This window comes from Mesorhizobium sp. M0659 (genome assembly GCF_040320605.1).
Classification (GTDB): domain Bacteria; phylum Pseudomonadota; class Alphaproteobacteria; order Rhizobiales; family Rhizobiaceae; genus Mesorhizobium.
Genome location: NZ_JAMYPY010000008.1, coordinates 25,506 through 46,068 on the forward strand (window position 1 = coordinate 25,506; position 20,563 = coordinate 46,068).

The window sequence follows — 20,563 nt, forward strand, 5'->3', positions numbered from 1 at the left end:
GCTTATTCCTGTCGGTAGCTTTCGGCGATTGCCGCCGGCCCGAGCCTTGTCAGGCAGGCGGCGGCGGTTTCGCCCTGAAATCGTGCGCTGCGGACCATCGCCGCGACGCGACTGACGCCGCGTGCGGCGTCATAGCCTGGCCTGTAGCCCGCAGGAAGGGCCTTTGCCGTCGCGTTCACGACAAGTCCGGCTCCGTTTTCGCCACCGACGATTGTTAGCGCGGCAGAGCCGGGGTGAGCGCAGCCCTTGGCGCAGCCGGAAATGTGCAGTGTGAAGTCGAGGATATCAGCGTTTTCGGCGGCGATTGTCTCGGCGATGTCGCGCGTGGCGATGCGGCCGGAGGCACACGCAGGGGTGCCGGGGCAGGCGGCGATGCGGGTGCGCGGGTCGGCGGCGATGGTGACGAAGCCGAGGGCGGCGGCGGTGGCTCGCAGGGGGTGGTTTGCGGACGATGGTTGGCCGAGGAACAGCAAGGCGCGGCCGGGGGCGAGGCGGATTTCGGCGACGCCGAGGGACAGGGCGCTTTGGGCGAGGGCGATGAGTTTTTCGGCCGGCATGCTGCCATAGGGGAGGGCTATGCCGAGAGCGGTGGTGTCGTTGGATAAGGGGAAAAGACCGATAGGCCGGCGATCCTGCACACCCCCCTCTGTCCTGCCGGACATCTCCCCCTCAAGGGGGGAGATTGCGTCTTCGTGGGCGATTTCGCCAATTTTCAGCGTCGAAAGTGGAGAGCCGCCGGCGACCCTGCTGATCTCCCCCCTTGAGGGGGAGATGTCCGGCAGGACAGAGGGGGGCGCGAAGGAATGCCAGCTTGCGAGAGAGGCCAATTGCCTCTCCGACAAATCCCGAGGATGTGCGTCACGCCCCTTCTCGGCAACCATCCTCAGCACAGCAACCGCAATATCGCGCGCTGCATCCTCATCGGCCGTCGCAAGCGGCCTCGCGCTTTGACCGTCGCCGGCAACAGACAAAGCCCACATAACGTTGCCGCCCACCCGCACCGCCTTCAGCCTGACATCGGCCGTCACCGCATCCATCGTCAACTGCCCGCCGCCGTCGACAACCACCGAAACCTTCGGTCCCAGCCTTGGCGTCAGCCCAGCCTCCTCAACCGCCATCCTGATCCGCTCAGCCAAAGCTCGCGGATCGGCAATCTCCCGCGGATCGATGCCGGCCAGCGGCCCGGTCTCGACCGGCACGCCGGTGCGCACGGCGATGCCCAGCGCATCCACCTCCGCCGCCAGCAGCGCTGCGCTTTCCGCCGTCAGCCCGCGTATCTGCAGGCTGCCGCGCGCGGTCACTTCCATGATGCCGTTGCCGCGCTTCAAGGCGGATTCGCAGAGTCCGATCAGCGACTTGGGGGAAAGCCCTCCAGCAACCGGGTTGAGCCGCACCAGCAGGCCATCGCCGGTCTGCATCGGCGCTGACAGAGCCGGGCAGGCGCCGCGCCTTGAAAAGGCGTTCATGCCGCAACCCCGAGCGCCTCGGCCTCGGCGATCAGCGCCGCGAGATCGTCGTCGACCGAGTTGCGCAAGGGATGCCAGAGACCGCGCCGGCGCGCCGACAGGAAGCGCTCGGCGATGACTTTGGCAGCGGCCGGATTTTCACGCAGGATGAAGGCGCGGACATCGGGATCGCCGACATAGGCGTCATGCACGGCCTCGATCAACGCGCCCGAAATGGCGTGCGTGGTTTCGGCAAAGCCGATGAGGCGGTCGACAGTTTCGGCAAACTCGGAAGCGCCGCGCGGACCATGCCGCATCTGGGCGGCTATAAAGCGCGCATTAACGGCGCGGGCGCGCACCACGCGCGACACAGCCTCGCCGACCGAGCGCGGCTTGGGCTTCTGCGGATCCGTGGTGTCGAGCACGATCACGTCGGCATTGCGGCCCAGTGCCGCCAGCGCCGCCGAAAAACCGCCGATGAAAGCGACGTCGGCGGAGCCTTCAAGTATATCGCGGCCGGGGTCGTCACCGGTGTGGACGAGAAGATCGGCCTCGGCGACGCGGGTCTCGAAGGCACCGGGGGAAGCGATGCCTTCGCTCTTGGCGCCGCCATAGGCATGCGACGTCGCATCGAGATAGGCGCGGCCGATCTCTTCGCGCGCGGCCCAGTCGCCACTGGACAGCAGGTCCTCGACGCCGGCACCGTAGGTGCCGGGCGAGGTGCCGAAGATGCGCGGGCCGATCTTGCCATCGGCACGGGTTCTGGCGGCGAGCGGGTTTTCCGAATCGTCCTCGTCGCGCGCGGCAACGGCGTTGGCAGCGGCGTCGATCAGCGCGATCTGGGTCGGGAACATGTCGCGGAACAGACCCGAAATCCGCCAGGTGACATCGACGCGCGGACGGCCGAGCGTGGCCGGCGGCAGCACTTCGATGCCGGTGATGCGGCCGGTGGCCGAATCCCATTGCGGCCGGCAGCCCATCAGCGCCAGGCCTTGCGCGATCTCCTCGCCGCCGGTGCGCAGCGAGGCCGAGCCCCAGAGGTCGATGACCAGCGAGCGCGGCCAGTCGCCATGCGACTGCATATAGCCGCGCACGACTTCTTCTGCCGCCGCCTTTCCCAGATCGTAGGCGGTCGGAGTCGGCATGGTGCGCGGGTCGGAGGTGAACAGGTTGCGGCCGGTGGGCAGCACGTCGGAGCGGCCACGCGCCGGTGCGCCCGCCGGACCCGCCTTGATGTGACGGCCGTCGAGCGCGGCAAGAAGTGCTGCTTTCTCGGCCTCCGCGCTTTGCACGCGCATGGCGTCGGGCTCGTCGTCGGGAGCGCGGCCATAGATGTGCAGGCCGTCCTTGATGGCGAAATCCTTGAGGTCGCAGAGCCAGGCGTCGATGCGGCGCAGCGCCTCGTCGGGCGCATCGGTTCCGGCGACGCCGGCTTCGGAGGCGATGCCGGTCTTCTGCGCGGTGTCGACGATCAGCTTGGCCAGACGATCGCGCCGGCGGCGGTCGAGGCCGTCGGCCTGGGCGTATTCGTCGACGAGGCGCTCGAGCTTGTGCTGCTCTTCATCAAGGCCAGCAGCTGCCAGTGGTGGCGGCAGATGGCCAAGCGTGACGGCTGCTATGCGCCGCTTGGCTTGCGCCGCCTCGCCGGGATTGGAGACGATGAAGGGATAGATGACGGGCAGCGAGCCGGTGACGATCTCGGGGAAGCAGTTTTGTGAGAGCGCTACCGTCTTGCCGGGCAGCCATTCCAGCGTGCCATGAGCGCCGACATGGATGAGAGCATGGATGCGGAGCGATTTGCGCAGCCACAGGCCGAAGGCGATGAGGTTGTGGCGGGGAGGGAGCGTCGGGTCGTGGTAATCGGCGCGCCGGTCGGCCGAGCGGCCACGGTCGGGGGCGAGAGCGACAGTGATGTTGCCGAAGGTGGCGGCGCGGAAGGGGAAGCCGCTCTTACCCTCCCCCTTGTGGGGAGGGTGGCCCGCAGGGCCGGGTGGGGGTGGTGCACCGCTACCCCCACCCCGTTTCGCGCCATCCGCTTCGCGAATGTCGCGAACCGACCCTCCCCACAAGGGGGAGGGTGAAGGGGCGCCCCATGCCGCCTCGACTGCAGCCAGTGCGTCAGCCGGCAAATCCTTTGAGAAGTCCAGATACTCCTCCAACCCCAGCCCATCGCCTCTCCGCTCCAACGCGTCCAGCAACTCACGCGGCGTTTGCGGAATCCCTTCAACCCGATAGCCCTGCTCCTTCAGGTCATGCAGCATGGCCAGCACGCTGGACGGCACATCCAGGCCCACTGCATAGCCAGTGCGGCCGGGCGCGCTCGGATAGTCCGGAATGAGGATCGCCAACTTACGCGTCGCGCGGGGCGTCTGCTGCAGCTTGATGAACGCCGCGACACGCTCCGCCACTTGCGCCACGCGATCCGGTTCCGGGCGGTTCGCTAAGGCGCGGTGGCCGAGTGCCGGGTTGGTTTCGCTCTCGCCCTTGAAGGAAATCGCGCCGGCCAGGATGCGGCCGTCGAGTTCGGGCAGCACGACATGCATGGCAAGGTCGGCCGGCGCCAGGCCGCGCTGGTTGTTGTCCCAGACGTCGCGGCGGGTGGTGGCGACGATGACCTGGAAGACCGGCACGCAGGCCCGGTCGAACAGGGTTTGGACGCCGGGTTCGGCGCCGGATGCGAAGGCGGTTGAAGTGATCATGGCGGCGGGGTTGAGCGAGGCGAGCGCGGTCTCGACGAAGGCCAGCGACGTCGGGTCCTTCAGGCTGGAGACGAAGATCGGGACCGGGCGCATGCCGCGTTGGCGCAGTGCATCAAAAAGCGCGTCGATGGGGGCGACGTCGGCTGCCAGCAGCATCGAGCGGTAGAAGAGGATGGGGACGATGGGGTTATCAGCGTGGAGTTCTGTCACACCCCCCTCTGTCCTGCCGGACATCTCCCCCTCAAGGGGGGAGATTGAGCTGTCGTCAACGGTTTCGCCAATCTTAGATGACCCAGACAGCTTCCTGTTCAACGGGGCCGAAGAGGAGCCGGCTTTGGTGACGGCTGATCTCCCCCCTTGAGGGGGAGATGTCCGGTAGGACAGAGGGGGGTGTGACGGAACGCCGACATCGGCAAATTCGACCACGCCGCAGCAAGGCTCATAAAACCCGGCTTTCGGCACGCTGACCGGCTCAGCCGCCGCCGCATCCTGCCCAGCCAACCCCGCCAGCCGCTGCATCAGCGCTACCATATTCTCCGGTCCGCCCTCGCGGAAATAACCAAGCAGGCCGTCCAACTCCGCCCGGGGCAGCGTCGAGGCTTCGATCAGCCTGAGGTCCTCGTCATGGCTTTCACCAGGCAGCAGCGCCAGCTTGATGCCACGTTCGCGAGCAGTCACCGCGAGTTGGTCGCAGCCATAGCGCCACCAGTCATAGCCGCCGAGGATGCGCACCAAGATCACCTTGGCCTGGCGGGCGACGCTGTCGATCCAGAGGTCCACGGACATGGGATGACGCAGGTCGCGCAACGCCGCCAGCCGCATCGACGGCAGGCGGGCGGCATCGGCCTTCCAGGCCGCCGCGAGGCCGGCGAGGTCGCTGTCGGTGAAGGACAGCGCCACGATATCCGCCGGCGTCTGCCGGAGATCAACCGGCTCGGCGAGGTCGTCGAGCGAGGCGGAGGTCGTGGTGAGTATGTGCATCGCGGCTCGTGCCTGAGATCAACCGGCGAGTATACGCTCGATCGCCGGACGGTTCAGCCCCTTCAGGCCAATGACGACGAGACGCGAGCGGCGATCGTCCTCTGCCGTCCAGGCGCGGTCATAGTAATGGTTGACGCGTGGGCCGACGGCCTGCAGCAAAAGCCGCATCGGCTTGCCGCCGACATCGACGAAGCCTTTTACACGCAACACGTTTTCCTGTTCGGCGGCGGTGGCGACGCGCTTGGCCAGGTCGTCGGGATTGGCGATCGAGGGGATGTCGACGATGAAGGTGTCGAAATCGTCATGCTCATGATCGAAAGCGCCGTCGTGATGCGACTTGCGGTTCTCGATGTCGTCTTCGACGGCGAGACCGAGGCCAAGCAGCACCGACGGGTCGACCTTGCCATGCCCGGTCGGCACGATCTTCACGGCGCGGGCGGAATGTTCATTGATGATGGCGTTGGCGCGGGCAGAACCGGCGGCGTCCATCAAATCGCTTTTCGACAGGATGATCAAATCGGCGCAGGCGATCTGGTCCTCGAACACTTCTTCGACAGGATCGTCATGGTCGAGCGTCTCGTCCTGAGCGCGCTGTGCCTGCAAAGCGTCCATGTCGTTGGCGACGCGGCCTTCGGCCAGCGCCGGGCCGTCTACCACGGCGATGACACCGTCGACGGTTACCCGGCTCTTCACGCTCGGCCACTGGAACGCCTGGACCAGGGGCTTGGGCAGAGCCAGGCCCGAAGTCTCGATCAGGATGTGGTCAACCTTCGGTGTCAGCGCGAGGATCTTGTCGAGGGCGGGCACGAAATCGTCGGCGACTGTACAGCAGATGCAGCCATTGGCCAGTTCGACGATGTTTTCCTCGGGGCAGGTGTCGATGCCGCAGCCTTTCAGGATTTCCCCGTCGATGCCGATGTCACCGAACTCGTTGACGATGATGGCGGTGCGCTTGCCGCCGGCATTTTCCAGGAGATGGCGGACCAGCGTCGTCTTGCCGGCGCCGAGGAAGCCTGTAACGACAGTGCAGGGAACACGGGAGAGGTTGGCGGCCGGGTTTGAAGCGTTCATCGTCAGTCCTTCAGCATGTCGAGGGGTGGGATGCGGGCAACGAGGCCGCGCTTGAGGCTATCGGGCCGGCCGCGCCACGGGATGAGGCCGTCGGCCGAAGTCGCGAAGAGCTTTGCGCCGGTAACGAGGTCGGCGCCGCTGGTTGCGGTCAGATCGCCGAAGACATAGCTCCAGCAGCCATCGCGCAGGATCGCGGCGCTGAGGCGGCGCTTGCAATTGCCGAGACATTCGGCGGTGCGGACCCGGATATCGCCGGCAGCGGCGCGGCGTGTGTCCTCAGCCAGCAATTCGCCGGCGCGCGGATGGGCGTCGGAACCGGTCTCATCGCGGCAGGAGGCGCAGACGATGACGGTCACGCCGGTCAGGGCGTCGTTGTCCCCGGACGCAATGTCCGCTGTGCCAGCCGAAAAACTGCTGTTCTGGTCCAAAAACCGTGCTCCTTGCCCGGAAACCCGCCAGGCGATCGGATACTTTGTCTCAGACGGCAGGTCTCCTGGCTCGCGGGTCGTCGCCTTGGTTAGCCGCCTTCCCGGTGTTACCCAGTGGCTTTCGGCCTTGGCTCGTCGCTTACAGTTGCGGGGACAGCCGCGGATTTGGGACCGAAATCCCGCACCGCATTCCCTCTTGGCCCTTGCCGTTGCGGGCAGGGGACCGTCTGCAGCGGATTTAGGCTTTTGCGGGCGGCGGTGTCAACGCACGGCTACGACATGGCGATGTCGGCAGGGGCTGTCATGTCCCGGCTTCCGGCAGTGCCAGGATGACCTGTCGGATAGCTTGATAGCCATCGCCATAGTGCCAGTCATGACCGACAGCCAGATTCTGTCCCTCATGCCAAACCGCGTTGTCCAGAAGGACTTCGGCACTAATCAGCGTGCCCTTCAAGCCTGCCAGAAAGGTCCGGACAAAATGGCTTCCGGGGGGTACCGAAGCTGTGAACAGCTTTTCCAGCTTGGCGTAGAATGCTGGATAGCCTGGTGTCAGCGAGCATAGCTCGGTTGTGGCCTGGGAAATGACCGGGCCGCTATAGATTTTCCAGCGGGCATCTTTTCGCCAGATCTTCCAACTGGCGCTGCTTCGCTGCCAAAGCTCTATTTCGGCCTGCATGTTCTCGCAGACGTGATCGGCCAGTCCCTCAATGGCCACATGGAAAACACCACGGAGAAACTTTTCAAACGCCTGGTTCAGTTCCTGTTCGCGCGTGTCGCCGAAGCCAGCAAAGGATTCAATGACCGGCTGAACATCAAGCAGCGGAGAAAAAATGTAGATTTCCAGGACCAGCCGGTCAGAACTCGTCTCGAACACCTCAGCCTCAAACCGAAGCTGCTTCGATTGGAGCATGACGTCCCTATCTCTGCGGACTGCATCTATTCCATGCGCAATGAGGGCGCCATGGATCATGTCGAGCACTTTGTCCGATGCCATTGCACAACCTACGAGGCTTATTGAGGCGTCTATGACAGACGCTGCAAGGGTTGGCCATCTCTCTCGCTAGCCAATGCCGGCCCCAAATCGCCGGCGGGCGTCACTTCCATGCGCTCAAGTCCAAGCCAGCCCTGCATCTCCTTTAGTTCCTCGAAAAGCTGTGCGGTGGTCTCAGGCGGTGCGCCTGCTTCGGCGTAGGCGGCGTGGACGCGTAAGACACTCGCAGGCCGGTCGGCCTTGAGATCGACGCGGGCGACGATCCGGTCGCCGAGCAGGAAGGGCAGCACGTAGTAGCCATATTGGCGCTTTTCGGCCGGCGTGTAGATCTCGATGCGGTAGTGGAAATCGAACAGGCGCTCGGTGCGCGAGCGCTCGAAGACCACCGGATCGAAGGGCGCCAGTAGCGCGCGGGCCTCGATCTTTCGCGGCAGACGGGCGTCCTTATAGAGGTAAGCCGGCTTGTCCCAGCCTTCGACGTTTACCGGCAGCAACTCGCCCATCTCGACCAGTTCCTCCAGCCGGCCCTTCATGTCGGCCGGCGACAAGCGGAAATAATCGCGCAGGTCACCCGACGTCGCGATGCCGTGGGCGCGGGCGGAAATGCGCAGCAATTCGCGGTGCGCGTCCTCGGCCGCCGGCACCGGCAGATCGAGGATCGCCTGCGGCAGCACGCGCTCGGGCAGGTCGTAGAAACGCTCGAAGCCACGGCGGTGCGCCGTGGTGATGCGTCCGGCCCAGAACAGCCATTCGAAGGCGTGCTTGGCGTGGCTCCAGCCCCACCAGCCGCCCGAACCTTTCTGGCCTTCCAGTGCCGAAGCGGCAATCGGGCCGCGCTCGGCGACCGCGCGGTAGATCTCTTCGATATAGGCGGCGTGCTCGCGGCCCCATTTGGCGAGGCCGAGATACATTTCGTCGCCTTGCTCGGCCCGCTGCATGCGCCAGCGCATCAGCGGGTAGGTCTCGACCGGCAGGAACGAGGCCTCATGCGCCCAGTACTCGAACACGGTGCGCTTGCGGGTGATTGCGGCATTGTTGAGCAGGGCGAGCGGGTAGGGGCCAAGCCGCGAATAGAGCGGCATATAGTGGGCGCGCACCACGGCGCTGACGGAATCGATCTGCAGAAGGCCGGTGCGCGAGAGCACGCGGGCGAGGTGACGGCGGTCCGGTATGCCGCCCGGTCGCGGGTCGAGAAATCCTTGCGCGGCGAGCGCGATGCGCCTGGCCGTCGGGAGTGAGATTTTGTCCTTCGTCAAAGTGTCTTGCCTCGAACCATTTTCCCGACTTTAGCCGGCGATTCCGGTGATGCTAGCAGGCAAATGGCGGGAGATGTGTCAGGAGACAAAAGTGGAGTTAAAGATGAAGGAAATCAAACAGGAGGAGATCGGACCAGTTTTTCCCGGCCTGCCGTCCAGCACTGTCTTTTGAACAAGGTTTGACTTGCTTCGCTGAAAGCCGTGCGCTAACCCTCGCCGCGTTGCAGCAAAGGCACCTAAAACGGTTCAGCGGTTAAACTGTCGCGCTTCCGCATTAGGGTTGGTTGCTGTAATCAGAGTGGATTGGCCGCCAACGGAAAGCCGAGCATGAACGTACTCCTCAGTTCATACCTGCCCATCGTCCTCTTCATCGCCGTGGCCGCGGTTGTAGGCCTGGCGCTTATCATCGCGCCGTTTCTGGTGGCTTATCGCAATCCCGATCCGGAGAAGCTTTCCGCCTACGAGTGCGGGTTCAACTCGTTCGACGATGCCCGGATGAAATTCGACATCCGCTTCTACCTGGTGTCGATCCTGTTCATCATCTTCGATCTGGAAGTGGCCTTCCTGTTTCCGTGGGCGGTGTCGTTCTCGAAGATCGGCATGCTCGGTTTCTGGTCGATGATGGTGTTTTTGGCGGTGCTGACCATCGGCTTTGCCTATGAGTGGAAAAAAGGAGCGCTGGAATGGGATTGAACGACAGTTCCGGAACGCTCGTCGCGCCGAAGCCCAAAGGCCTGATCGACCCCAATACCGGACGTCCGGTCGGTTCCGACGATCCGTTCTTCCTCGAGATCAACAATGAACTGGCCGACAAGGGTTTTCTGGTCACCTCGACCGAGGCGCTGATCACCTGGGCACGCAGCGGCTCGCTGATGTTCATGACCTTCGGTCTCGCCTGCTGCGCCGTCGAGATGATCCACACCTCGATGCCGCGCTATGATTCTGAAAGGTTTGGCGTGGCTCCTCGCGCGTCGCCGCGCCAGTCCGACATCATGATCGTGGCGGGAACGCTGACCAACAAGATGGCCCCGGCTTTGCGCAAGGTCTACGACCAGATGCCGGAGCCGCGCTACGTCATCTCGATGGGCTCCTGCGCCAATGGCGGCGGCTATTATCACTATTCCTATTCGGTGGTGCGCGGCTGCGACCGCATCGTGCCGGTCGACATCTATGTGCCCGGCTGCCCGCCAAGCGCCGAAGCGCTGCTCTACGGCATTCTTCTCCTGCAGAAGAAGATCCGCCGCACCGGCACGATCGAACGGTAGACCCATGGCCGCATCCCTGAGCGAACTGTCGACCTATCTCGGCGAAAAGCTGCCGGGCCGCGTCACCGATGCAGTGCTTGCCTATGGCGAACTGACGATCTCGGTTGCTACAGACAATCTGATCGAGGTGACAAGCTTCCTGCGTGACGATTCGGGCTGCCAGTTCATTTCGATCATCGATATCTGCGGCGCCGACTACCCGTCGCGCGTCAAGCGTTTCGATGTCGTCTATCATCTGCTGTCGCCGAAGCAGAATTTGCGCATCCGCATCAAGGTGCAGGCCGACGAAGAGACGCTGGTGCCGTCGCTCACCGCTGTCTATCCCGGCGCCGACTGGTATGAGCGCGAAGCCTACGATCTCTATGGCGTGCTGTTCTCCGGCCATCCGGACCTGCGCCGCATCCTCACGGATTACGGCTTCGAGGGCCATCCCCTGCGCAAGGACTTCCCGCTGACAGGTTTCGTCGAGGTGCGCTACGACGACGAAGCCAAGCGCGTGATCTACGAGCCGGTGGAATTGAAGCAGGAATTCAGGAACTTCGATTTTCTCTCGCCATGGGAAGGGACGGACTACGTCCTGCCGGGCGATGAGAAGGCGAAACAGTAGGGGCGGCGGCGTGGCGATGATCCGCGTAGCGCTACTAAGCCTGTTTTGCTGTGCCGGCTTGCAGAATGCTTTTGCGAAAGACTGCAAAGTAGCTGGAGTGGATTGCTATTCGGCGGCGCGAGCTGTCGTGGCGAACGACACGGTGAAGAACTGCCCGACGATATTTCGTATCAAGCCTGCGATGCAGATTGAATTGGACCAGATTTTGAACGCCTTGCGCGATGCTGGAGAGCTGGCCGATCTCCAGCCTTCCAACGAGACCATTGAGCAATGCGAGCAGAGAGCAAAAGAATATGTGGCCGGGCCGCAGACGGTCCGCTTCATGGAACTGACGCCGTCAGCCAAGGAAAGGCTTGGAATCTAGCATGACCGAGCACTCCGTCCGCAACTTCAACATCAACTTCGGACCGCAGCACCCTGCGGCACACGGTGTTTTGCGTCTTGTGCTGGAGCTTGACGGCGAGGTGGTCGACCGCGTCGATCCGCATATCGGCTTGCTGCATCGCGGCACCGAAAAGCTGATCGAGCACAAGACCTATCTTCAGGCAGTGCCCTATCTCGACCGGCTCGACTATTGCGCACCGATGAACCAGGAGCATGCCTTCGCGCTCGCCACCGAGCGGTTGCTCGGCATCGAAGTGCCGAAGCGCGGCCAGTTGATCCGCGTGCTCTATTCCGAGCTCAGCCGCATCATGTCGCACATCCTCAATGTGACGACGCAGGCGCTGGATATCGGCGCGCTGACGCCGCCGCTGTGGGGTTTCGTCGAACGCGAAAAGCTGATGGTGTTTTATGAGCGCGCTTCCGGTTCGCGCATGCACGCGGCCTATTTCCGTCCGGGCGGTGTGCACCAGGATCTGCCGGCGAAGCTGGTCGAGGACATCGGCAAGTGGATCGACCCGTTCCTGAAGTCGCTTGACGACCTCGACAGGCTGCTTACCGGCAACCGCATCTTCAAGCAACGCAATGTCGATATCGGTATCGTGTCGCTTGCCGACGCCTGGGCCTGGGGTTTTTCCGGCGTCATGGTGCGCGGCTCGGGTGCTGCCTGGGATTTGCGCAAGTCGCAGCCCTATGAATGCTATTCCGAGATGGATTTCGACATCCCGATCGGCAAGAACGGCGACTGCTACGACCGTTATCTCGTGCGCATGGAAGAAATGCGTCAGTCAGCCAAGATCATGCGTCAGTGCGTCGACCTTCTGCTCGGCAAGGAGAGCACCGGGCCGGTGTCGAACCTCGACGGCAAGGTGGTGCCGCCCAAGCGCCAGGCGATGAAGCGCTCGATGGAAGCGCTGATCCATCATTTCAAGCTCTACACCGAGGGCTATCGCGTGCCGGCCGGCGAGGTCTATGCCGCGGTCGAGGCGCCGAAGGGCGAGTTCGGCGTCTATCTCGTCTCCGACGGCACCAACAAGCCCTACCGCTGCAAGCTGCGCGCGCCCGGCTTCGCGCATCTGCAAGCCATGGATTTCCTCTGCCGTGGCCACATGCTGGCCGACGTCACTGCCGTCCTGGGTTCCCTCGACATCGTGTTTGGTGAGGTCGATCGCTAAATGTCAGTCCGCCGTCTCGCAGAAGCAAGCGTCCAGCCAGCCACCTTCGCCTTCAACCGGGCGAATGCGGCGGTTGCGAAGCAATGGATCAAGAAATATCCGAAGGGCCGCGAGCAGTCGGCGATCATTCCCTTGCTGATGATTGCGCAGGAGCAGGAAGGCTGGGTCACCAAGGCGGCGATCGAGACGATTTCGGACATGCTCGGCATGCCGCGCATTCGCGGGCTCGAAGTCGCGACCTTCTACACGCAGTACCAGCTCAATCCGGTCGGCACGCGCGCGCATATCCAGGTCTGCGGCACCACGCCCTGCATGCTGCGCGGCTCGGAAGCGCTGATGGATGTGTGCCGCTCGAAAATCCATCACGACCAGTTCCACACCAACGACAAGGGCACGCTGTCGTGGGAGGAGGTCGAATGCCTCGGCGCCTGCGTCAACGCGCCGATGGTGATGGTCTTCAAGGACACGTTCGAGGATCTGACGCCTGAGCGGCTGGCCGAAATCATCGATCTTTATGATGCAGGCAAGGGCGCCTCGGTTCCCACGGGACCGCAAAATGGCAGAACCGGCTCGGAGCCGGCGCCTGGCCTGACGACGCTGAAGAGCGAAAAGGCGATCCTCAAAGCGACGCGCGACAAGGAAGCCAGGGCGGCGAGCAAGGCTGCCCACGCGGCGCCCGACGCGATCATTGCAGCGCCTGTTCCGGCGCCTGCCGCTCCTGCAGCGGCCGCCCCGGTGGCGCCATCCAACGCCGGCAAGCCGAAAACCGATGCGCCGGAAACCAGCTCGGCGTTGAAGTCGCCCTCCAGGGCCAAGGTTGCACCGGCGGCGGAAAAAGCGGCGAGCGTCCCGGCGCCCCTGCATTCGGCCGCCAACGCCAACACCGCGGCGCCTGAAGTCGAGAAGGTCGCCAAGCAGCGTAATGGCCCGAAGACCACCTCCACGCCGGCAGCTGCCTTCATCGCTCCGGAATTCAAGGCGCCAGCGGCCAAGGCCCCCGTGGCCCCGGCCGTCAAGGCGCCGACAGCCAGGCCCGCAAAGCCGTCGCTCGAGGACAAGAACCGTCCGGCCGGAATCGACAGGCCGGCTGCGGTCGACGATCTCAAGCTGATCTCGGGCATCGGCCCGAAGATCGAGGGCATCCTTCATTCGCTTGGCATCTTCACCTTCACACAGGTCGCATCCTGGAATAAGGCCGAGCGCGACTGGGTGGATGGATATCTCGCTTTCCAGGGCCGCATCGAGCGCGACGACTGGGGCAAGCAGGCCAAGGCGCTCGCCAAGGGCGGCGTCGCCGAATACATCCGCGTCTTCGGCAAGGAGCCACGTTGATGGCTGAAGCGCAAAGCACCGGATCTTTGCTGTCGCTGCGCAGCATTGTCATCGGCGTTGTCTGCATCGCTGCTGCCAACATCCTTCTGGAGGGGCTTCGGCGCCTCGTCGAATTGCCGTTTTCGGATACCCTGGAATCGATGGCCGCGACCGGCATGGGCCTGCTGGTGTGGGTCTCGATCGTCTTGCGGGGAAAGAGGTAAGTCATGCTGGCCGACAAAGACCGCATCTTCAACAACATCTACGGCCTCTTCGACAAGTCGCTGGCCGGCGCGATGGCGCGCGGCGCCTGGGACAACACGCCCGGCATCATCGCCAAGGGGCGCGAGTGGATCGTCAATGAGATGAAGGCGTCAGGCCTGCGCGGCCGTGGCGGCGCCGGTTTCCCGACCGGGCTGAAATGGTCGTTCATGCCCAAGCAGAGCGACGGAAGGCCGAGCTATCTCGTTGTCAACGCCGACGAATCCGAGCCCGGCACGTGCAAGGACCGCGATATCCTGCGCAACGATCCGCACACGCTGGTCGAGGGCTCGTTCATCGCCGGCTTCGCCATGGGTGCGGTCGCCGCCTACATCTATGTGCGCGGCGAGTTCATCCGCGAGCGCGAGGCGCTGCAGCGCGCCATCGACGAGGCCTATGAGGCCAGGCTGATCGGCAAGAACAACACGTCCGGCTACGATTTCGACATCTACATGCATCACGGCGCCGGCGCTTATATATGCGGCGAGGAAACAGCACTTCTGGAAAGCCTCGAAGGCAAGAAGGGCCAGCCCCGGCTGAAGCCGCCATTCCCAGCCAATGTCGGCTTGTACGGTTGTCCGACAACCGTGAACAATGTCGAGTCCATTGCGGTCGCGCCGACCATTTTGCGCCGTGGCGCCGCCTGGTTCTCGTCCTTCGGCCGGCCCAACAATGTCGGCACCAAGCTGTTTTGCATCTCCGGCCACGTCAACAATCCGTGCACCGTCGAAGAGGCGATGTCGATCCCGTTCCGCGAGCTGATCGAGACGCATTGCGGTGGCATTCGCGGCGGCTGGGACAATCTCCTCGCGGTCATTCCGGGCGGCGCTTCGGTGCCGCTGGTGCCGGCCGAGCAGATCATCGATGCGCCGATGGATTTCGATGCTTTGCGCGACCTGAAATCCGGGCTCGGCACGGCGGCTGTTATCGTCATGGACAAGTCGACCGATATCGTGAAGGCGATTGCCAGGCTGTCCTATTTTTACAAGCATGAGAGCTGCGGCCAGTGCACACCGTGCCGCGAAGGCACCGGCTGGATGTGGCGGGTGATGGAGCGGCTGGTGCGCGGCGAGGCGCAGAAGCGCGAGATCGACATGCTGCTCGACGTCACCAAACAGGTGGAGGGTCATACGATCTGCGCGCTGGGCGATGCAGCGGCATGGCCGATCCAGGGCCTGATGCGGCATTTCCGCGGCGAGGTGGAGCGGCGCATCGACGAGTTTTCGCGCAACGCGCACCGAGCCGAACCCGTGATGGTGGCTGCTGAGTAGATTGAAATCGGGCGCAAGCCCCGGACAGAAATATAGGGGCGGGGCTGACGAAGAAACGACCAGGAGATGTCTATGGCGCCCTATTCGAACCCTTTGATGCCCAATTTGGACCAGCTTGAGAAGATGAACCAGGATTTGACAAGGATGATGCCGAAGGAGATGGCCAGCGCCGTCAACCTTCTCGCGCATCCTGTCGCTGGTGCCGCCGCCATGTCGGCGCTGGGCTTCGGCCTTGCCAACCATGCCTTTGGCGTGTGGCTAGGCGCCTTGTCGGGTGCTGCCGAGGCATCGCAGCGGATTTTCCAGCCGATCATCGACGATTTCGAACAGCGCAGCCAAGGGTTCGCCGAGACCGCCCCCGCCACCAAGGCGCGCGCGGCGACCAGAACCCTGATCGCCGCGGCGCAGAGTTTTGCCCAGGATGTGACCGATATTGCCGCTCTCACCGTCGATGCCGAGCCGGAGAAGACCGAGGCCGTCGCCGAAGGCGCGACGATCGGATTGATGCCGGAGGATTTCAGACAGCCCAAGGCCGTGGCTCGTCCGGCCAAGCCGTCGGATCTCAAGGCGATCACCGGCGTTGGGCCGAAGCTGGAAAAGGTGCTGAACGGCCTCGGCATCTGGACCTTTGCCCAGATCGCCGCCTGGGCGCCAGAAGAGATCGCCTGGGTCGAGGACTACCTGTCGCTCACCGGCCGTATCGGCCGCGACGAGTGGACCCGCCAGGCCGCGGCGCTGACGCTGGCCGCCAAGGCGAAGAAGTAGGGGTGGCAGGCATGGAGATCCACGACAGGAGCGATGTTCTCGATGTGCGCAATGCCATCGTCAGCAACTCCAGATTTGACGATGTGAACTTGTCGAACACGCAGTTTCACAACGTCGACCTGTCGGCGGCCGTTGTGGAGGACGCGAACCTCTCGGACGCGTTTTTCAGCAATGTGAATATGAGCAATTTGAAGATAGAAAACGCTGAAGTCGCCGGCATGATGATCAATGGCATTAGGCTGAGCGATCTGTTTCAGGCATATGAGACGGCGCAGACCGCCAGGGGCAATTGATGGCAAAGCTCAAGGTCGACGGGAAAGAGATCACTGTACCCGACCACTACACGTTGCTGCAGGCGGCCGAGGACGCCGGCGCGGAAGTGCCGCGCTTCTGCTTCCATGAGCGGCTGTCGATTGCCGGCAATTGCCGCATGTGCCTGATCGAGGTGAAGGGCGGGCCGCCCAAGCCGCAGGCCTCCTGCGCCATGAATGTGCGCGACCTGCGTCCGGGACCCAATGGCGAGGCGCCTGAAATCTTCACCAACACGCCGATGGTCAAGAAGGCCCGCGAAGGCGTGATGGAATTCCTGCTGATCAACCATCCGCTGGATTGCCCGATCTGCGACCAGGGCGGCGAATGCGACCTGCAGGACCAGGCGATGGCCTTCGGCGTCGATTCCTCGCGCTATCACGAGAACAAGCGCGCGGTCGAAGACAAGTATATCGGCCCACTGGTCAAGACGGTGATGAACCGTTGCATCCACTGCACGCGCTGCGTTCGCTTCACCACGGAAGTTGCGGGCATTTCCGAGCTTGGCCTGATCGGCCGCGGCGAGGATGCCGAGATCACCACCTATCTCGAAAGCGCCATGACCTCCGAGCTGCAGGGCAATGTCATCGACCTCTGCCCGGTCGGCGCGCTGACCTCCAAGCCTTTCGCCTTTCAGGCACGGCCGTGGGAGCTGACCAAGACAGAATCCATCGACGTCATGGACGCCGTCGGCTCGGCAATCCGCGTCGACAGCCGTGGCCGCGAGGTGATGCGCATCCTGCCGCGCGTCAATGAAGCGGTGAACGAGGAGTGGATTTCCGACAAGACCCGCTTCATATGGGACGGATTGCGCACGCAGCGCCTCGACCGCCCCTATGTCCGCAAGGACGGAAAGTTGGCGCCGGCCAGCTGGGCCGAAGCGTTCGTTGCGATCAGGGATGCGGTGTCGAATGCTGCGCCCGAGAAAATCGGCGCGATTGCGGGCGATCTTGCCGCCGTCGAGGAAATCTACGCGCTGAAGCAGCTTATGGCTGCGTTGGGCTCGAAGAACACCGATTGCCGCCAGGACGGCGCCGCACTCGATCCCGCGCTCGGCCGCGCCAGCTACATCTTCAACCCCACCATCGAGGGCATCGAGCAGGCCGACGCGGTGCTGATCATCGGCGCCAATCCGCGCTTCGAGGCCTCGGTGCTCAATGCCCGCATCCGCAAGCGCTGGCGGATCGGCAATCTGCCGGTCGGCGTCATCGGCGAGGTCGGCGACACGCGTTACGACTACGAACAGCTCGGCGCCGGCCCGGAGTCGCTGAAAGACCTGGCCGGCGGCAACGGGAAGTTCTTCCAGGTGCTGAAGAAGGCGACGCATCCGCTGATCATCGTCGGCCAGGGCGCGCTGTCGCGTGCCGACGGCGCGGCGGTGCTCGGCCAGGCGGCGAAACTCGCCACGGCCGTCAACGCTGCGCGCGCCGACTGGAACGGCTTTGCCGTGCTGCACACTGCGGCCGCGCGCGTCGGCGGTCTCGATGTCGGCTTCGTGCCTGGCAAGGGCGGCAAGAACGTTGCCGGCATGCTGGGGGAGAGCGAGGTTCTGTTCCTGCTCGGCGCCGACGAGGTCGACATGTCCAAGACCGGCGGCGCCTTCGTCGTCTATGTCGGCACGCATGGCGACGCCGGTGCGCACCGCGCCAATGTCATCCTGCCGGGAGCCGCCTACACCGAAAAGTCCGGCACCTATGTCAACACCGAGGGACGCGTGCAGCAGACCAACCGCGCGGGCTTCGCGCCGGGCGACGCGCGCGAAGACTGGGCGATCCTGAGGGCATTGTCCGATGTGCTGGGCAAGAAACTACCCTTCGATTCGCTGCAGCAGTTGCGCGCCAAACTTTATGGCGAATACCCGCATCTCGCCCGCATCGATCATGTCGAAGCCGGCAATGCCGATGACGTCGCCAAGGTGGCGAAGCTCGGCGGGCGGCTGAACAAGGGCACTTTCACCTCGCCGGTCACGGATTTCTATCTGACCAACCCGATCGCGCGGGCCTCCGCCGTCATGGCGGAATGCTCGGCGCTGGCGAAAAACGGCTTCAGGCAGGCGGCAGAGTAGACATGGACACCTTCTTCTCCTTCTACGTGCTGCCGACGCTGATCATCCTTTTAAAGTCGGTCGTGCTGATCGTCGTTTTGCTGATCGGGGTTGCCTACCTGCTTTACGCCGACCGCAAGATCTGGGCGGCGGTGCAATTGCGCCGCGGCCCGAACGTCGTCGGCCCGTGGGGCACGCTGCAGGCTTTCGCCGATCTGCTGAAATTCGTCTTCAAGGAACCGGTCATTCCGTCCGGCGCCAACAAGGGCGTGTTCCTGCTGGCGCCGCTGGTGTCGGCCGTGCTGGCAATCTCGGCCTGGGCGGTCATTCCCGTCAATGCGGGCTGGGGGATCGCCAACGTCAATGTCGGCATCCTCTACGTCTTCGCCATCTCCTCGCTCGAGGTCTATGGCGTGATCATGGGCGGCTGGGCGTCCAACTCGAAATACCCGTTCCTCGGCGCGCTGCGCTCGGCGGCGCAGATGGTGTCCTACGAAGTCTCGATCGGCTTCGTCATCGTCACCGTGCTGCTCTGCGTCGGCTCGCTCAACCTGTCGGACATCGTGCTGTCGCAGCAGGATGGGCTGGGCACCAAGCTTGGCCTGCCCAACAGCTTCCTCGACTGGCACTGGCTGGCGCTGTTCCCGATGTTCGTCATTTTCTTCATCTCGGCGCTGGCCGAGACCAACCGCCCGCCCTTCGACCTGGTGGAAGCCGAGTCGGAACTCGTCGCCGGCCATATGGTCGAATACTCCTCGACGCCGTTCCTGTTGTTCTTCCTCGGCGAATACGTCGCCGTGGTGATGATGTGCGCGCTGGCCACCATCCTGTTCCTCGGCGGCTGGCTGCCGCCCTTCGACTTCGCCCCCTTCACCTGGGTGCCCGGCGTGATCTGGTTCGTGCTCAAGATCTGCCTGATGTTCTTCATGTTCTCGATGGTGAAGGCCTTCGTGCCGCGCTACCGCTACGACCAGCTGATGCGGCTGGGCTGGAAAGTCTTTCTGCCGATCTCCCTGTTCATGGTCGTTGCCACCGCGGCCTTCCTCAAAATCACGGGGTTTGCGTGATGTCCGCTTTTGGCCAGGCCGCAAAATCGCTGCTGCTGCAGGATTTCGTCAGCGCCTTCTTCCTGTCGATGCGCCAGTTCTTCGCGCCGAAGGAGACGATCAACTATCCGCACGAAAAGGGGCCGATCAGCCCGCGCTTCCGGGGCGAGCATGCTTTGCGCCGTTACCCCAATGGCGAAGAGCGCTGCATCGCCTGCAAATTGTGCGAAGCGATCTGTCCGGCGCAGGCGATCACCATCGAGGCCGGCCCGCGCCGCAATGACGGCACGCGCCGCACCGTGCGCTACGACATAGACATGGTGAAGTGCATCTATTGCGGCTTCTGCCAGGAAGCCTGCCCGGTCGACGCTATCGTCGAGGGGCCGAATTTCGAGTTCGCGACGGAGACGCGCGAGGAGCTTTACTACGACAAGGACAGGCTGCTGGCGAATGGCGACCGCTGGGAGCGCGAACTGGCGCGCAACATCTCGCTGGACTCGCCCTACCGCTGACATTTGACGCATGGACGGGGCGAGGGGCCTCGTCTAAGGACAACGCAACTTGCCGGCCGGAGGCGGTCGCAGAAATCAAACAGGACGGATGTCCTGTTTGGACAGGAACCCGGGGGATCCCCAATGCTGAGTGGACTAGAGGCGGCCTTTTTCTACCTCTTCGCCTTTGTCGCGGTGGCGTCGGCCTTCATGGTCATTTCGTCGCGCAACCCCGTGCATTCCGTGCTGTTCCTGATCCTGACCTTCTTCAACGCCGCCGGCCTGTTCATGCTGACCGGCGCCGAGTTCCTGGCGATGATCCTGCTTGTCGTCTATGTCGGCGCGGTCATGGTGCTGTTCCTGTTCGTCGTCATGATGCTCGATGTCGACTTCGCCGAGATGAAGGAAGGCGCCCTGCAATATGCGCCGATCGGCGCGCTGGTCGGGCTGATCCTGGCGGCCGAGCTGATCGTGGTGCTCGGCGGCTACACCTTCGCGCCGCAACTGGCCTCGACGGTCTCCAAACCCATCCCGGATCTTGCCGCGCGGACAAACACCGCAGCACTCGGCGACATCCTCTATACCGACTACCTCTACTACTTCCAGATTTCGGGCCTCATCCTGCTGGTCGCCATGATCGGCGCCATCGTGCTGACGCTGCGCCACAAGGAAGGGATCAAGCGGCAGTCGATCGCAGCCCAGGTCGGCCGCACGCCGGCGACAGGCATGGAAATCCGCAAGGTCAAGTCGGGCGAGGGGCTCTGAC

The 20,563-nt window shown here is 63.7% G+C and carries 20 protein-coding genes and 1 riboswitch; of the genes, 14 read left to right on the forward strand and 6 right to left on the reverse strand.

The features are described from left to right. Positions 1-2: 2 nt before the first annotated feature. The 6 genes from cobG to NKI31_RS14875 all read right to left on the reverse strand — a co-directional run bounded on the left by cobG (position 3) and on the right by NKI31_RS14875 (position 8,871). Positions 3-1,466, reverse strand: a complete 1,464-nt coding sequence (gene cobG, locus NKI31_RS14850; RefSeq protein WP_352651942.1) for a precorrin-3B synthase — start codon at positions 1,464-1,466, stop codon at positions 3-5. Beyond that, positions 1,463-5,125, reverse strand: coding sequence for a cobaltochelatase subunit CobN (gene cobN, locus NKI31_RS14855; protein ID WP_352651943.1), 3,663 nt, complete (start codon positions 5,123-5,125; stop codon positions 1,463-1,465). The genes cobG and cobN overlap by 4 nt, the downstream gene beginning before the upstream one ends. An 18-nt stretch (positions 5,126-5,143) precedes the next feature. Next, on the reverse strand, positions 5,144-6,196 hold the full coding sequence (gene cobW, locus NKI31_RS14860) for a cobalamin biosynthesis protein CobW (RefSeq protein WP_352651944.1): 1,053 nt from the start codon (positions 6,194-6,196) through the stop codon (positions 5,144-5,146). A 2-nt stretch (positions 6,197-6,198) separates the two neighbouring features. After that, positions 6,199-6,624, reverse strand: coding sequence for a DUF1636 family protein (locus tag NKI31_RS14865; RefSeq protein WP_023700378.1), 426 nt, complete (start codon positions 6,622-6,624; stop codon positions 6,199-6,201). A gap of 38 nt (positions 6,625-6,662) precedes the next feature. Continuing rightward, positions 6,663-6,867, reverse strand: a riboswitch (cobalamin riboswitch). A gap of 58 nt (positions 6,868-6,925) precedes the next feature. Further along, positions 6,926-7,618 carry a DUF6348 family protein gene (locus tag NKI31_RS14870; RefSeq protein WP_352651945.1) on the reverse strand — a complete coding sequence of 231 codons (693 nt, stop codon included), beginning with the start codon at positions 7,616-7,618 and terminating at the stop codon, positions 6,926-6,928. Positions 7,619-7,647: 29 nt separating this feature from the next. Then, a complete protein-coding gene (locus NKI31_RS14875) occupies positions 7,648-8,871 on the reverse strand; it encodes a winged helix-turn-helix domain-containing protein (protein WP_352651946.1) in 1,224 nt (407 codons plus the stop codon). A 327-nt stretch (positions 8,872-9,198) separates the two neighbouring features. Here NKI31_RS14875 and NKI31_RS14880 point away from each other — a divergent pair, with 327 nt between their 5' ends. The 14 genes from NKI31_RS14880 to NKI31_RS14945 all read left to right on the forward strand — a co-directional run bounded on the left by NKI31_RS14880 (position 9,199) and on the right by NKI31_RS14945 (position 20,562). Beyond that, on the forward strand, positions 9,199-9,564 hold the full coding sequence (locus NKI31_RS14880; protein WP_023670825.1) for an NADH-quinone oxidoreductase subunit A: 366 nt from the start codon (positions 9,199-9,201) through the stop codon (positions 9,562-9,564). Continuing rightward, positions 9,555-10,136 (forward strand): NuoB/complex I 20 kDa subunit family protein, encoded by a 582-nt coding sequence (locus tag NKI31_RS14885; protein WP_023670824.1) that lies wholly within the window; start codon positions 9,555-9,557, stop codon positions 10,134-10,136. The genes NKI31_RS14880 and NKI31_RS14885 overlap by 10 nt, the downstream gene beginning before the upstream one ends. Before the next feature lie 4 nt (positions 10,137-10,140). Continuing rightward, entirely contained in the window at positions 10,141-10,743 is a 603-nt protein-coding gene (locus NKI31_RS14890; protein WP_023670823.1) for an NADH-quinone oxidoreductase subunit C, read from the forward strand. Positions 10,744-10,753: 10 nt separating this feature from the next. Next, the gene (locus tag NKI31_RS14895) at positions 10,754-11,107 is read left to right on the forward strand and encodes a hypothetical protein (protein ID WP_156933208.1); all 354 of its coding nucleotides are present in this window, start codon (positions 10,754-10,756) and stop codon (positions 11,105-11,107) included. A 1-nt stretch (position 11,108) separates the two neighbouring features. Next, positions 11,109-12,299 (forward strand): NADH-quinone oxidoreductase subunit D, encoded by a 1,191-nt coding sequence (locus NKI31_RS14900; protein ID WP_352651948.1) that lies wholly within the window; start codon positions 11,109-11,111, stop codon positions 12,297-12,299. Further along, positions 12,300-13,631 (forward strand): NADH-quinone oxidoreductase subunit E, encoded by a 1,332-nt coding sequence (locus NKI31_RS14905; RefSeq protein ID WP_352537698.1) that lies wholly within the window; start codon positions 12,300-12,302, stop codon positions 13,629-13,631. Next, positions 13,631-13,834 carry a hypothetical protein gene (locus NKI31_RS14910; protein WP_352651949.1) on the forward strand — a complete coding sequence of 68 codons (204 nt, stop codon included), beginning with the start codon at positions 13,631-13,633 and terminating at the stop codon, positions 13,832-13,834. Before NKI31_RS14905 ends, NKI31_RS14910 begins: the two co-directional genes overlap by 1 nt. Positions 13,835-13,837: 3 nt before the next feature. After that, on the forward strand, positions 13,838-15,142 hold the full coding sequence (gene nuoF / locus NKI31_RS14915) for an NADH-quinone oxidoreductase subunit NuoF (protein WP_023670819.1): 1,305 nt from the start codon (positions 13,838-13,840) through the stop codon (positions 15,140-15,142). Between the two features lie 72 nt (positions 15,143-15,214). Further along, a complete protein-coding gene (locus tag NKI31_RS14920) occupies positions 15,215-15,907 on the forward strand; it encodes a helix-hairpin-helix domain-containing protein (protein WP_352651951.1) in 693 nt (230 codons plus the stop codon). Between the two features lie 11 nt (positions 15,908-15,918). Beyond that, positions 15,919-16,200 carry a pentapeptide repeat-containing protein gene (locus NKI31_RS14925; protein WP_352514988.1) on the forward strand — a complete coding sequence of 94 codons (282 nt, stop codon included), beginning with the start codon at positions 15,919-15,921 and terminating at the stop codon, positions 16,198-16,200. Beyond that, positions 16,200-18,281, forward strand: a complete 2,082-nt coding sequence (nuoG, locus tag NKI31_RS14930) for an NADH-quinone oxidoreductase subunit NuoG (RefSeq protein WP_352651952.1) — start codon at positions 16,200-16,202, stop codon at positions 18,279-18,281. The genes NKI31_RS14925 and nuoG overlap by 1 nt, the downstream gene beginning before the upstream one ends. Before the next feature lie 2 nt (positions 18,282-18,283). Continuing rightward, entirely contained in the window at positions 18,284-19,327 is a 1,044-nt protein-coding gene (gene nuoH, locus NKI31_RS14935) for an NADH-quinone oxidoreductase subunit NuoH (RefSeq protein WP_023685202.1), read from the forward strand. Continuing rightward, entirely contained in the window at positions 19,327-19,818 is a 492-nt protein-coding gene (gene nuoI / locus NKI31_RS14940; RefSeq protein WP_023731231.1) for an NADH-quinone oxidoreductase subunit NuoI, read from the forward strand. Before nuoH ends, nuoI begins: the two co-directional genes overlap by 1 nt. 123 nt (positions 19,819-19,941) lie before the next feature. After that, positions 19,942-20,562 (forward strand): NADH-quinone oxidoreductase subunit J, encoded by a 621-nt coding sequence (locus NKI31_RS14945; protein ID WP_023670812.1) that lies wholly within the window; start codon positions 19,942-19,944, stop codon positions 20,560-20,562. The last annotated feature ends 1 nt before the right edge of the window (position 20,563 follow it).